Source organism: Arcticibacter pallidicorallinus (assembly GCF_003002875.1).
GTDB classification, from domain to species: domain Bacteria; phylum Bacteroidota; class Bacteroidia; order Sphingobacteriales; family Sphingobacteriaceae; genus Arcticibacter; species Arcticibacter pallidicorallinus.
This window is the reverse complement of the sequence record NZ_PVTH01000014.1, coordinates 1-14,055: the sequence shown is the minus strand read 5'-3', so window position 1 is coordinate 14,055 and position 14,055 is coordinate 1. Positions and strand designations below refer to the sequence as shown.

Here is a 14,055-nt window from a genome sequence, read left to right as displayed (position 1 = left end):
ATTACGCCTCAGTCTGGTTTAACCGTTCAACAATTCCCGACGCACGCTCTACAAAGCGGTCACATGCCCGTATTATAACATCTTCAGATCCCTGCAGCAAGACAAAATCGCGCGCCCTCGTGATGCCTGTATACAGAAGCTCTCTGGTGAGCAAACTACTATTGCTGTCATCGGGGAGAACAACCAGGACCTTCTCGAATTCGGAACCCTGACTTTTATGAATGGTCATGGCAAAAACCGTTTCACAATGAGTGATAAAGCCGGGACTATAAGACCTGACTTCGCCCTCCTTGTTCTCAAACCAGGCGTAGAGAACACCGTTTTTGTCTGGCCGGATCAGTCCAATATCCCCGTTAAACAATCCCAGATTATAGTTATTACTTGTCACGATGATCGGCCGCTGATTATAAAACTCTCTATCCACCTTAATAAGTCCCCTACCCTCCAGATATTTTTCGATCTTTAGGTTCATGGCGTAGAGACCCTTGGGCCCCTCTCTCATCGCGCAGAGCACGCGAAGGTCATTCAAATACTTTAAAGCGAGCGAGATATCCTGCTCGCCGATATAACGCTCATAACCCTGCACAAATTCTGAAAAGAGGTCATCGGAATATTGCGTATCAATGGCAACATGCCCGTCTCTTTCTTGGCGGATAAACTCCCTGACCACAGACACGTCATTTTTAATAATCGCTTTACTGAATTTGCCAATACCCTCCTCATCCTTAAAACGCCTGCTGAACTTCAGCTCGATCACATGCTGCGCCAAAGGATGTTGCAACTGTCCCGCTGCCGAGAGAGGAATCTTCGCCGGCTCATCCACAAAAGAATTAATGAGCTTCAGGCGTTCAGGCTCAAATATATTGAGCTGCTCCTGAGCCAGACACAGATCTCCGAATAAGCTGCCTGCCTCCACGGAGGAGAGCTGATCCTTGTCGCCTAAAAGGATCAGGCGCGTATCGGGCCGAATGGCATCCAGTAACTTGGAAAACAGCGCAACGTCGATCATGGATGACTCATCCACAATGATCACATCAAAGTTCAGGGGATTTTCAGCATGGTGTCTGAAGAATGGAGAGTCTGGAATAAAACCCAGCAGACGGTGGATCGTAGAAGGCTCCAGCGCCTCAAAGAAGGCGGCAAGCTCGCCTGATCCGCCAAGTTTCGCGTTCTTTAGCGATTCGGCCATCCGCGCCGCAGCCTTTCCCGTCGGGGCAGCAAGTGCTACCCGCAACGATTTATTTATGGAATGAAGGAGAGCCAGAACCTTAGCCACCGTCGTAGTCTTACCAGTCCCCGGCCCTCCGGTAATAATCGTAAAGTTTTGTAATACCGCACTCAGGGCTGCCGCAAGCTGCCAGTCAGGACGCGCTTCACTTAAGCCCTCATCTCTGAACAGATCACCTATAAACTGACTTCGCTCAGTCAGTGCCCGGATCCTTTCCGCTCTAAAACTTTCCTCATGAGAGATTTGAAGAAGTATGCGTCGTAATATCCGGCTTTCGTATTGAAAATAACGATGCAAATAGAGGCGCCTGTTGTGCAACACAAACGGCTGATACCCGTTCGGATCTGTAGTAACGATATCCTCCCTCTCCAGTTGCTCTGTATCATCCAGATAAGACTGCCAGTTCTCAAACAAATCAGCCTTTTCTTTTTCCAGATTTTCCAGCTTCAGACAGATATGCCCTTCGCTCAGCTTTTTGGAAACCAGATAAATATAAGGCTGCAGAAACTGGTTTTGAAAATATACGGCGAATTGATGATGAACGTCTTTTAAGGTCTGCATTAAAAAGTCTTGAGCAGATAAAGCTACAAGAAATTAAACTAAATATTACCTAAATCAGAGACACGTTCACATTGCCACTACCACTTACATTTACTGGAATTCCTCCTCCATTCACTGTTCCGTTTATTCTCCGTTTATCGGTAGTGCCATTGAAGTTCTTTAAGGGATTAACCCGCACAGACTGTCCGCTTACCTTCAGATTCATCCCCTTACTTCCCGGCATACTCATATTCACACTACCACCCGAAGTACTCACAGACACATATTTACCAGGATTCAGTACGGAAATATTCATGCTACCACCGCTGGTTGACGTTTCCAGACTGCAGGATAAACCATCCAGGTTGACACTTCCACCGGAGGTATGTGCCTTCAGTTCACCTGAGATATTACTTCCTCTGATACTGCCGCCACTGGTACTGGCCCGAATGATGCCTTTCAGATTGTTAAGCTTTAACGATCCCCCCGATGTAGCAAGCGAAATCTCACCACCCGTACATTTATCAGCGTTTATGCTTCCTCCGGATGTCTTCCCATCAATGTTTCCCCGGATATCTGTAATCTGCAAACTTCCCCCGCTGGTCCGAAACCGTTGGTCACCATTTAAGTTGGCGAGTTTGATACTGCCTCCGCTGGTTGATAAGTCGCTGCTCACATTGCGGGGAACATATATTTTGAAAGAAATACTTAGCTGGCGCTTCCAGTTGATGCTGCTTTTGGACTTCGCCGTCACCTCGAGCTGATTGTTTGCCGTAGAAATTACCAGGTCGTAATCATCGGCCAGCTTTTCCTGAAGTTCAGATTTAGACATACTTCCAAAGCTTATTCCCGAAGGTTTCACATAAACCTCCAGCCGCGCCTCACCCTCACTAACCCCCGTCAATGTGATACTACCACCCGAAGTACGCGCGATAACTTTCCTGATGGACTGGTTATTTAAAGACTTCGTGACCAAGGGATCCTTGTCCGCGTTAAATTGTGCTTGTACCGAAGCTGCCAAGCCTACGGCTAAAAGAAGAACGATAAACTTTTTCATCTTATATACATTTTGATGGTGAGGAAAAAACCTTTAATCAAAGTATATATAAGATGAAAATTGTTCGTGAATAGTTACAGTAAATAGTAAAAGTCTGCCAGCTATCTCACCCGGCTCCATATTTCATAAATCGGAGCACCTTTAGAGCTAAGGCCGCTATGATGCCATTCACCATTTTCCAGCTTTCCATCAAAGCTCAGAGAGGCGCCCACACGGGAGCTGTCTCGTGAAAAGAACTCAATAGTTTCAGTATATTTTCCGTTAACAAACGTATAACTTCCTCCTCCGGTACCTGAAAATTCCTTCTTCTCAGGATCGATGGCTGCCCACTGAAAGCGAGTTCCCGAAAGTACTTTATAGGTTTGTCTGGACCCCGTTTGATGAATAGGAGTCAGCTTGCCATCCTGCATGCGGGAAGTAATTCGCCATACCCCTGCAAGAGGTGCAGAGCTGTCATCTAAACGGTTCCAGTTTTGCATTTTCCCTTTCAAGGATATCTTAAGGGTATGACCGGCAATAGAATACTTTGTATTGAACTGCTTACCTACCTCTACCTTATCTGATGAATTGAAAAGAACCTGAATATTTAACGCATCCCCCTCGGGAGTATATTTTCCGCCGTGACTGTAAACAAATTGCTTTTCACTCCTATTGTAAGCGGTATGAAAAAAGAACCCGTCCTGAAAAATCAATAGTTGTTCAATCCCTGCTTCTTTAATCTGCCATGCACCTGTTATTGCGGTGCTATTGAGCTGAGCCGAAGCTGCTTTCAAAACTGTTACTACCAGAAGGACTACGCCCAATATACATTTCTTTTTCATACGCGATTGATTAGATACTTAAAGTTAGCAATTCAATTAAAACGACTCTTATCCAGCCGGAGCTAATCTTTCTTTATAGATCACGCGTCCGATCTTAGACGGATGACCTGACCAAATCTGTTTCTTTTTATCAAAACCCGAAACATTCCAGCTGAATAGACAGAAATTTGCAGATTGGACGTTCAAATCTGTACCAACAGGGAGTTCAACTGACTGTTTATACTATAGCGTATCAACAACTTTTCTCTTCGGAGTTCTAATTGACTCTAGGGGATGGCTGTCCGTTAGCGTGTGCGTGTGATTTTTTTTACAAACGGAGCCCACTCATAGTCTCTAGGTTAAGATAATTCAAATCGTCATGTCGTGATGAGCTTGTCAAGGCTTTAAATGATGATCATAAGTCTTTAAGATCTTTCCTTCGTTATTCCTGACAGTCTTCAACCGCTGGAAATTATCATATTCATAAGTGGTTGTGCGGTCTCTGGAATCAGTCTCACTCGTCATCCCTCTCAGCGGGTCATAGGTATATGTTGTCATTAACCCATTTTGCGGATAAACCCTTACTTCATCTAGATATTGATTTGCTGATCCGATTGATATAGTAGAACCGTATGACGGAATGGTTATATTCTGCGTCACAAACTCCCAGGGCGCTGCCTCTGTTCGTTTTATCCAGTATGATAATATATACTTGTTATTCGCAGGATCGCATCCTGGAAGCAAAATACTATAGCTACCGAGATAAGATTTTCTTCCAGTTTTGAAATGACTATAGCTAGTTCCAACTTGATCCTCTTCAAAACTCGTACAAAATGGTACACTAGCTGAGTTGCCTGTAGAACCTTCCATAGTAACTCCTACTTCTTGGGTGTAAGATAAGCCATTTGGATTTGTAGAACTGACCTCGACTGTATACGAGCCGGACGGTAGCGAAACTTGAGAGGATACTGTCAGATAAGTATCTGAATAAGGCATGAAATCTGAATATGAAGCCGTCAAGTTATGACCTGCATCGTAAACGTAGATATTGAATGTAGCTTGGTGGTCGGCAGCTTTGAAGTACTGCCGAGTTATCGTAGTGTTGACAATCTGTGGAATAGAATAGCTCCCATACATGGGGTACCGTTGATTGCTATTCATGACATCCACGAAAAATAACGACTCATACCACCCCTGCGGAGAACTGCTCACAAAAATGGCATTATCCACTTTGGCAACAGGCATAGTGCTAACGTGGTCCCAGAGGTAGGAAACAGGAGGACCTCCGGTTTTTTTTATCACGGCAGGATTTCCTTTTTTATCATAACTGAGATAATTTAATCTAGATTCAAGAGGGCCATTCCCATTTTTCACCTCAATATCTTTAGGCGCTATAATATTATTTCCCCAATCATGATAGCTGGCTTTTGTTTTCCGCAGAAAAGAAGTTCCTTGGTAAGCTTCTTCTTCCAGTAGCAACTTAATCTGGTTGCGGGATTTTAAGGCAACTGAAGCAGCGTCGCCGAAGTCAGCCGGATATTTGTAAACTACTTTCAATTCCTCATTTTTGCTAGCAACTGTCCTGCTTTCACTCACTTGCAGATTGTTTTGGTTGTAGGTATAATCCGTAGAAGTAAACACATATTTGTTGGTGTCAAGCCTATCATAGATATAGGCTTCACTGTTGACAAGCAAAGAGGCTTCCTGAAAGGCTTTAGTATCTACTACGACTATCGATGCGATATACTCTGCTATCACTGGCCCTAACTGAATTAACAGATCATGCCCTCCACATGGAACCGAAAAATTCGCATCAGGATTCGCGTACAGCAGAGGTCTCGTTAACTTTATTCCTGTCTGAAAATCGGCGGTATATAACTTTTGATATCTGTAGATTTCACTTTTAACGGGAACATATCCTGCGCCCGCACGAGAATAGCTTGATTTCCTGGTCAGCTCTGGAACATAATTTCCTTTGTCATAGTTAAAGGAATGATAAAACTGATCCTGCTCCCATTGTGCCGGATGACTAGGCTGGTTATCATAGTAAGAAGGGGAGTAAGGTTCATTATAATTATATACAGTTTTACCGGTGTTGTTAGCTCGTGTGCCATCGTATACTACTACCGTGGTGTACATTGCTTGTATTCCGGGAGCGACCTCTAAAGGTAAAGTCGGGTTTGAAAATACCAACTCTTTAGAGTAATTGGATTGACAGTTTGGTATATCACGATAAGATTGGTCATACCTAAACATGTGAGGAGCAATAGGCTTCCACCTAGCATTTATGTATTCAAATGTCTTTACATCTGCAACTTCGGTTTCCGTAGTATAGTTGGTAATACTAAGCACTCTGAACGGTCCAAAATATCCACCACTACTTTTATATTGATAGAGATTTGATGAATAGGGCCGCTCAAATTGAAATACGGTCTTGCCTCCCGTCGGATATTTAATCTCCTTAAGCATGCAGGCCCGAGAGAGGGGAAGATTCGCCTCCCGGTTACCTCCATAGGCCGACCTGTCACTAACATTTGATATGAAGTCGCTTTGAATAGATGAAAACGAGTTGCTACCATTGTAATATCCCCAGAAATCCTCGTTATTCATGGGAGATCCCATCTTAAACGGATAAGGGGGTAGTGCTTGACTTTCATAAGTGAAGGAGTACTTCTGTGGATCACTATCTTCTGATCCTCTGAACGTTACAAAGTCGAGACCGAGTCTCTTGTCACTGGTGTTTGTACCGAAGTACTTCGGTGCAAAGTCAATTTTCTTTATTATCTCAGTCGATGCACCGATAGGAGACACTGTAATCCTGGCGAGTCTCAACATGGTGAAATCTTCCCTGCTGGCATACATAAAATTAACAATAGCAGTAGAACTTACGATTTTTTCCAATACGGGTGCATGATACGTAGGCTGCGTTCTAATCGGAGTTAGAGCGGGATTGATATTAGAAGGAGGACAGTTGCTAGTCTGAAGAATTGGACGCCCGCTAAATATCTGATAACCAGAGCCCCAGGAATAATTTCCCGTGTTTGTCTTATAATGAAATGTTATTTTCTCAGTTCTATCTGCGGACATCATTTCTGTTAAATGCCAGTCGGTAGCTTCAGCCTGAGAATAAGAATTCAATAATTTGAACTTGTAAACGGTACCATCATCATCAGTGATTTTTAAACTATCTAGAGTAGCGCCTCCTTGTCTTTCTATCTTGTAAGGTTTGTAAGGCAGAGTAATTGTAGAATCGCTGAATAGACCCTTCCTGAATATTCCAGAAGTCCCATTTGGCAATCTGTAGAAAAATCGGTCGCTCATTTTATCTTCATTTAAAAAGTTTCCGACTAAGTAGTCTTCCAAACCTTTAATACCGCTGAGACTACAGTATGCTGAGTCCCAAATATGAGCGTCGGTGTTAATTCTAGAAAGCAATTGGCTAGCATAGCCATAGTTTCTTGGCGCGCCTGATCCATCTTTTCTATCTAAAGTGGTTCGCGATACAATACCACCAGCATTCAGCACCCAACCAAGGCCTACTTCAGATGCGACATCATTTACTTTTATTCCAGAGGCATGGTATGAAATAGAAATCGGCAGGTTCAACCTCTTCCCTTCTATAGTATAAATGGGAATCTCAATTTGGGGAATTCCGGTACTATAATCTACCGGAATCTCTCCGTACCTCATAAAATTCTGAGCGATTGGTGAGGGAGGAGTAATATCCGTCGTTTGCGAAAACTGGGCGAATACACACTTGGTTACTAAAAGATTAGCCAATAGAAAAACCCAAATCAATTGTCTAAAACCACCACGTTTGAAAGGTCTGAATTCAGATGGGCTTTTAGATTCGAACGGTTGAGTGCTTGAACTTCTTACCATAATTAGTCAATTATTTAAATGTTTGATGATTTAGCTCCGCTGTATGCTTCCTTGTTAGCTTCATATAAAACACAAGTACGTTCTAATTCACGATGCTAATATAAAAAGCTAGACTGCAGCTATACTGCAGTCTAGCTTTTCATATCAGATTATTAATCAAATCGCACGGTACATACTGGGGTATGGATGGATGAGTACAATAATAGAAGACCATTGTAGTCTTCCTGGATTGGGTCACCCGGGAGTGCGCCCAGGTAACTATCATTGGCAAAATCCTTAGTTATGAAGCGCAAGGAAGCATTCAAGTATGTTTTATAACTCACGCGTATCGATCACACGTGATAAGGATTACTTACAGGTATTGTAGTCTAACAAAGGCCCGAGACACCATTCTAATTGTTCCTGTTTTGCGGGAGGAGGTCATTATCAATTCCGCTGCCCACCATATTATTGGACATAAAGGACAGTTCCCGTCAGGAGCTGTTAGATTTACTGGATTATTCCAAGCATAAGCATATGGAGATTTGTCAATTTGATTTGGATGATCCGTTACCTAGGGGAGTGTTATAGAAATATCAACAAAGAAGTTTAGTTAGTCTTTCCCAGCTATCCTGATTATCTATTTTTCGCTTATCAGCAATACCGATCAGTTTCCCTGTTTCTGCATTTCTCATTATTATTTCATCTGCAGTAGGCTCAATTTCCACGCCGCTCTTCGATATGGAAATTTCGCTTTTCATTTTATTGAAAAATCGCAATGTTAACACTTCTTCTTGTATAAGTATTTCTTCTATTTCAACTGAGGCCTTTCTGATTGACAACAGCGTTGAGCAAAACGAAGCAATTGAAATTACGAAATATATGAAATACTTATTAACGTCAAGTTGCAAATTTGATATAACCATTATTCCCATAATTCCCGTAATTATTGAGAGTAAAGTATAATTTATTTTTTGTTTATTCTGAAATTTGAAGATATTCATTATTAACGAAATTTAGGTTTAAGCACCTTTGTATTATCTCTACGATCTATGTTATAATTTCCATTAATATAATGAGGAGCCATCATTTGTTTTCCTAAATTAGAATTATATAGCCCATGTACAGTCATTATTCCATCAGGTATAGAATTTGGTATCCCGCCTGATCCTATATCCAGAGCCTGTCCAATTGTTCCATTACCTCCAATTCCTCTATCAATCGCTTCTCCTAATCCTCCAGGAAGATTCCTATTCCCGCCTTGAAACCCATCTATTATCATTGCTGTACCGAATCCTATTGCAGAAATTCCTGTACTAATAGAAATAGTCACACCTAAAGGACTACCTACTCCAGTTAGAGACGCCGCCACACCTCCAACTGTCGCTAATGCTCCACCCGTAAATGTCATTGCTCCATTACCCACAGTATTCCAGTCAACATTACTCGAAGCACTTGGATTTATTCCTTTAGCAGCAATCTCATTAGTGGGTTGGATAATTTTGTAATTCCATGTTCCATCTGAGTTTAACTGAACTGTGTTTCCATTTTTCGCTAAATATTCAGCTTCCTTTCCTACATAGGTATTTCCAGGCTTTAAATCTTTGTCATTGGCACTGGTAACATTTGGATCCCAATGTGGTTTATTGTTCTCGTCTATAACCCAATCATCCAAAGTCCCTGTGGGGTCGTTTCTGTTGATCGGGTTATTCTGCCCGTAGTTAAAAGGAGACACCCATACCCGTTGTTCTGCCAACGGATCCACCACATTCCACCTCCCGATTACCGGATCATAAAACCTTGCCCCATAATCTCATTGCCTACCACAACTTTTCAGCTATTTCCCAGACTTTCCAGCCTCTCATTTTCAGGCTTATAAAGAACGATTGTAGCGGTAAAGTTAGCAGTTAGTTTTTCATTTAAAAGCCTCGTGGTTGGCCGTTATTTTGCGCCGTTACTGTTAAGGATAATCATCTGTAACAGCGAAGGTAGCCTCCGAAGGAAAAGCAGTAAAGGGACTTTGGCGGCATAAACCCACAAAGCATTTCACGCACAAGGGCCATTTATTCCACCTTCCCTTGACAGCTTCCCCTTCTCCCGCTCTTTGGTGCTTAACAGAAGATTACCCCGAACCTCTGATGAATCCGGACGACTTTGGAGCAATCGTTTTTGTATCCAATAATACATCTTGCTTTTGGCGATGAAGATGCATTTGTATGACAAACGTACATCTTGCTATGGTGCAATTTGTGACACAATCGTACATCTTGCTGCATGTGATTTTTACCTTTTTGTGTATACAAAAATACATCTTGCTATTACCGGTTTTTAGGCGCAAACCACGACCTCCTTGTGATGGAAAGAGCTTTGGTTTTTGAGGGCTGATTTGTGCGGCTCTTTCTGTCACAAGGAGGTTGGGCGGGACTGCTGCCCCTGCTTCGGAGACGCAGGGCTGTTCCCCCGCCCAGTCTGGTAGTAGCCCTATGCGTTTTGTTGTGCAAGGAAAAAAGCAGGAAAAACAGCCTTGAGCTAGCGTAGGGTAAAAGCGGTTGCAGGAGAATGAAGCGCAGCGTAATGGTTTGCAATCCGCTTGTGCGCCCTCGCCGTCCAGCGAGTGGAGCTAGGGTACTGCAAAGAGAGCCTGAAAGGCGTTTGCAGGTATGTAGAAGTTAAGGGTTGGACTGTGTTTGCTTAGCAATAAACAGGACGGCACTTAACGCACTACACAAGGGCAAACCTACCTGCCGGAGGCTACAATCAAACATTCGCCCGTAGCCCGAAGCGACCCGCAGGCGAGCATACACTGGCAGCCGGTGGACTTAAGGCGGTATGCAATGGAGGCAATGAAGGGTAAACATTTTTTGGTGTGGTGGGCTGTGGCCCGGGAAAAAATGTATAGCCGGAATGGTCAGCCGTAATAAATAGCGCCTTAAGGACAAAGGAGGCTGCCGTGAACGGAGGCAGACTGGGTGAAAAGTATGACAGCCTGCGGAGTATCACGGAGCACCTTTAGGCGAGAAGCTCTTTTTTATGCCTTAAAAACAACAAACACCAATAAAAATGGGCTGAACGGGCTGGCATATCTTTTTGTACCAGGCTGACGCAGGGAACACCGCTTTTCCTGCGAGCGTCGGCCTTGTGGGGAGGCCTTTTGCGGGTAGGGTTTATTTGAGCGGATGGTATTTGTTGAGGGCTTCTTTCAGGTCCTCCAGGTTATTTGTCTGGTAACGTTCGGTTGAACTAACGTGTCGGTGGCCGGCCATGTACTGAACGGTTCGCAGATCCTTTTCTTTTAACCATTCTGTAATTACACTTTGCCTTATCTGTATGGCATTCCGGTATTTTGGATTAAGCTTCCTTAGTGCCTGGTTAAAGTGGTACAAACTGGTTTTGATGTTCTCACAGCCGTTCATACTGATAAAAAGCTGGTGGATAGTTCCTGCTTCTTTGAACTGCTTTGGCTTTCTTCCGCTACGCCGGGTTGAAGTTTGTTCTGCCAGTATCTTAGCACGGGTAACATGGATATATTCGTACAGCTCCATGATTTGCTCTGCTTCCAGTTTCAATATCCGGCTGCTGGTTTGGTTTCCTGCGGGAATATGGATTTTACCTTCTTTGAGCTTGATATGATGGGCTTCCAGCTTGTGCAATTCTTCATTGGTAATACCCTGAAAGATGAGCAGAGACAGGATTACTTTATTCCGGTGTGTGCGTGCATCGTTTGCCTCATAACTGTTGTAAAGCGCTTCCAGCTCTTCCTTGTTTAACAGGTCATGGGGAACGGTTCTTACAGCGCCTTTCAGATGGATACCTGCTGCCGGATTGGGCCTGGGTTCTCCTTCGTTTTGCAGGCTATAGAAGTAATATCGGATAGCAAGTATATTCCGGTTGATATAACCGATAGCGTGACCTTTTTCTTTTAACTTATCTGCATAGGCCAGCACTTCGGCATAACTGACCTGCTCCGGTTCCAGGCTTTCTTTCTCCAGCCAGGTAAGGAACAGTCCTGCGTAGTTCTTATTCTGACGTACATAATGCTTGCTTTGCTGCTGCTCATTCTCTAAGTAGACCTGAAAGCTTTCCAGCATTGAACTAATCCTCCCATTAAACTTATAGCCCTGCCTCATGAATAATATGGGTGTAGATTTGGGTGCTTTCCAGACTGCTATGGCCCAGGAACCTTTGTATCTGCTCCAGCTTCATTCCTGATTGTAAAAGATGGGTAGCAATACTGTGGCGTAGCGTATGCAAGCCAATCACTTTATTTATTCCTGCTTCGGCCCGTAGTTTTTGTATTCGTTCAAAAGCTGTCTTTAGCCGCTTACCGCTGATATTAACCAGTAAGGCTTCCTCTTTTCTGTTGTTTAAAAGATATGGCCTGCTATGGTTCAGGTAAGTTTCAAGGTCAGTTTTACCAGCGCCTGCAAGCGGTACATACCGCTCTTTGTAGCCTTTGCCTTTCCGAACATGCACCAGCTCTTTATCTAACAGGATATCAGTTACGTTTAAGCTTAAGCCTTCATTTTTCCGCAGGCCACAACCGTAATACAGGGCAAGCATGGCTTTATCTCTTAGCCCGAGTTTATCGTCTGCGGTTGCTTCATACAGCTTCCTGATTTCAGCTTTCGTTAAGATGCTTTTGATATTCGTTGCCTTACCTTTTATCTGAATGTCTGCCGTAAAGCTTTCCTGTCCGCTCTCGGCCAGATACCTTGCAAACTTCCGGATGACCTGTAAGTATTTCCGGATGTAGTTTTTGCTTAGACCGCCTTCCCATTTCCGGTTTGGCCGGATGGACAGGTATTCGAGGTATTCCCTGATTTGCTTTTCCTGTATTTCTGCGATGGTGTTACATCCTGCTTCTTCCAGAAAAGAAAGGAACTCACCCAGCAGACCAGGCATGTATTTTTGTGAGCTTGGCTCAAAGTTCAGGATTCTAAGCCATTCACTAAAGCCAGCTTGTAAACGGATATAGAGGGGATTTTTCAGTTGCAGATTATTGCCTGCCTTATGTTTTTTAACTTTCATGGGCTACTGCTGCTTTCTCGCTGATTTTCTTTGATTTAAGTGGCCCATTTATAGCTTGGGCTACTCCTGAACTACGGGCTACTGCGGTTTGCTTTATCTGCGCCAATACTTCTGTAATCAGGGCATGGGTATTACCCTGCAAGGTTTCCATATCGTTCCAGCTGCTTACTTTATATTCAAAGCCCTTGTAGCGGTTGCCTCGGGTGATTTTGATATAGCCCATGCGTTCCAATTCGTACAGATACCGTTTTAAACTGCTTGGACTAAGGCGAAAAGCGGAGCGGATTTCTTTGGCATAAAAGGCTTCGGTGTCCTGCGCTTTGAGGTAAGCTTTCAGCCGTTCAAAGAAGTTTCTGCAAGCATCGTTCAGCTCGTCACTTTTCTTTAGCAAAGTAGTTTCAAGTAACCTAAAAGCGGCTTCTATATCTTCCGGTGTACTTTCTATGTATTGCTCTCCGGTGTCGGTATCAGTTTTCAGCTCCCGTTGATATTGGTGGTAGTAGGTTATGGTTTCGGTAAAGAGCAGCAGTAACAGCATGGTTCTTCTTGGCTTAAAGATCGCCTCTGGAAGTTGCAGGAAAGTAGCGTACGGGTTTTTAACCGTGATGGGTTTTAAGATGCGCTGTACGTTTTTGATTTGCTCCTGTACTTTTCGTTCCTGGCTCTGGTCTATCTGACCTGCGCTTAACTTGCGCTGGTAGTCCATGATTTTTTTATCCTGCTCGGGGCTGTTATCCATATACAGCAGGATGCAGCGGTTAGCGTTATCTTCATAAAGCTGTTCTCTGGTGGTACAGCCACTTACGCAAACAGGGCCTTCTACATTTAGAGTGACTGTTTTCAGGTTGCCTTTATTGTCTTTCAGGGTTACGGTTTTACTTATCCTGCGCTTGCTCTGTAGCTCCCGTAATGGGTAAAGCACGCTTTCGGCTCCGTCCAGATCTTCAATTAACAGCAGTTTATGTTTTAGCTCTTCTCTACCGAAGTAGTAAAAGGCGTTGCTGCTAAGCGTGGTGATCTCCAGTTTATCTTCTTCCGGCATCAGCTCACTAACTTTTTCCTGCAGCCAGGTCTTTCCGGTTCCGCTTGCACCCAGGCACATCAGGTGCAAAGGGGTGTGGCGTTTTCTGCTTGTGTAGGTTAAGTAGGCAATCAGGCTGTTGGTTTCTTCGCCTATTAGTCCGCTTTCTGCAATCGCTTGTTTTGTTCTTTCAAGCAAGTGCGGGGATTTAAGGAAGGTCACGGCCGCTTTACGCTCCGCTTCGCTTAACTGTTTTTTCTCGGCCTGCCTAGGTTTCATGGCTTCCAGCCGTTCAGCCCGGTAGCTTTCTAAAGCACTGGTCAAACGGTCTATGGTTTGATGCAGCTCGTTTGTACTAACGTCCAGGGCTTCGGCTGCTTTCTCGGTGAGCTGTCCGGTCTGGATGCTGTTATACAGGTCGAGGTGTAACCGGCCGACCAACTGCATATTGATGTGACTTGCTGAATGAACTTACTTTGCGGAAAAGATAAAGTAATGGATCAAAGAACACGCATGAAAG

The 14,055-nt window shown here is 43.8% G+C and carries 8 protein-coding genes and 1 pseudogene; all 9 read right to left on the bottom strand.

Annotated elements, in window-relative coordinates:
• Position 1: 1 nt before the first annotated feature.
• The 9 genes and pseudogenes from recD to B0I27_RS16300 all read right to left on the bottom strand — a co-directional run bounded on the left by recD (position 2) and on the right by B0I27_RS16300 (position 13,982).
• Complete coding sequence (gene recD / locus B0I27_RS16340) at positions 2-1,789, bottom strand: exodeoxyribonuclease V subunit alpha (RefSeq protein ID WP_106295341.1); 1,788 nt, start codon at positions 1,787-1,789, stop codon at positions 2-4.
• Positions 1,790-1,838: 49 nt separating this feature from the next.
• Positions 1,839-2,825 (bottom strand): DUF4097 family beta strand repeat-containing protein, encoded by a 987-nt coding sequence (locus B0I27_RS16335; protein ID WP_106295339.1) that lies wholly within the window; start codon positions 2,823-2,825, stop codon positions 1,839-1,841.
• Positions 2,826-2,926: 101 nt separating this feature from the next.
• Positions 2,927-3,646 (bottom strand): membrane or secreted protein, encoded by a 720-nt coding sequence (locus B0I27_RS16330; RefSeq protein ID WP_106295337.1) that lies wholly within the window; start codon positions 3,644-3,646, stop codon positions 2,927-2,929.
• A 375-nt stretch (positions 3,647-4,021) separates the two neighbouring features.
• Positions 4,022-7,507 (bottom strand): RHS repeat domain-containing protein, encoded by a 3,486-nt coding sequence (locus B0I27_RS16325; protein ID WP_146133148.1) that lies wholly within the window; start codon positions 7,505-7,507, stop codon positions 4,022-4,024.
• 575 nt (positions 7,508-8,082) lie between these two features.
• Positions 8,083-8,490, bottom strand: a complete 408-nt coding sequence (locus B0I27_RS16320; protein ID WP_106295333.1) for a hypothetical protein — start codon at positions 8,488-8,490, stop codon at positions 8,083-8,085.
• Between the two features lie 2 nt (positions 8,491-8,492).
• Positions 8,493-9,284: pseudogene (locus B0I27_RS16315) on the bottom strand (RHS repeat-associated core domain-containing protein); the annotation flags it as partial.
• Between the two features lie 1,366 nt (positions 9,285-10,650).
• Positions 10,651-11,613: a tyrosine-type recombinase/integrase gene (locus tag B0I27_RS16310; protein WP_106295331.1), complete on the bottom strand. Its 963-nt coding sequence runs from the start codon at positions 11,611-11,613 to the stop codon at positions 10,651-10,653.
• The gene (locus B0I27_RS16305; protein WP_106295329.1) at positions 11,597-12,514 is read right to left on the bottom strand and encodes a tyrosine-type recombinase/integrase; all 918 of its coding nucleotides are present in this window, start codon (positions 12,512-12,514) and stop codon (positions 11,597-11,599) included. The genes B0I27_RS16310 and B0I27_RS16305 overlap by 17 nt, the downstream gene beginning before the upstream one ends.
• On the bottom strand, positions 12,504-13,982 hold the full coding sequence (locus B0I27_RS16300; RefSeq protein WP_106295327.1) for a hypothetical protein: 1,479 nt from the start codon (positions 13,980-13,982) through the stop codon (positions 12,504-12,506). The genes B0I27_RS16305 and B0I27_RS16300 overlap by 11 nt, the downstream gene beginning before the upstream one ends.
• Positions 13,983-14,055: the final 73 nt, after the last annotated feature.

Bases quoted from the DNA above. Each gene is read 5' to 3' on its own strand.
- B0I27_RS16320 (WP_106295333.1), bottom strand. From the start codon at position 8,490: ATGAATATCTTCAAATTTCAGAATAAACAAAAAATAAATTATACTTTA.
- recD (WP_106295341.1), bottom strand. From the start codon at position 1,789: ATGCAGACCTTAAAAGACGTTCATCATCAATTCGCCGTATATTTTCAA.
- B0I27_RS16300 (WP_106295327.1), bottom strand. From the start codon at position 13,982: ATGCAGTTGGTCGGCCGGTTACACCTCGACCTGTATAACAGCATCCAG.
- B0I27_RS16305 (WP_106295329.1), bottom strand. From the start codon at position 12,514: ATGAAAGTTAAAAAACATAAGGCAGGCAATAATCTGCAACTGAAAAAT.
- B0I27_RS16335 (WP_106295339.1), bottom strand. From the start codon at position 2,825: ATGAAAAAGTTTATCGTTCTTCTTTTAGCCGTAGGCTTGGCAGCTTCG.
- B0I27_RS16310 (WP_106295331.1), bottom strand. From the start codon at position 11,613: ATGAGGCAGGGCTATAAGTTTAATGGGAGGATTAGTTCAATGCTGGAA.
- B0I27_RS16325 (WP_146133148.1), bottom strand. From the start codon at position 7,507: ATGGTAAGAAGTTCAAGCACTCAACCGTTCGAATCTAAAAGCCCATCT.
- B0I27_RS16330 (WP_106295337.1), bottom strand. From the start codon at position 3,646: ATGAAAAAGAAATGTATATTGGGCGTAGTCCTTCTGGTAGTAACAGTT.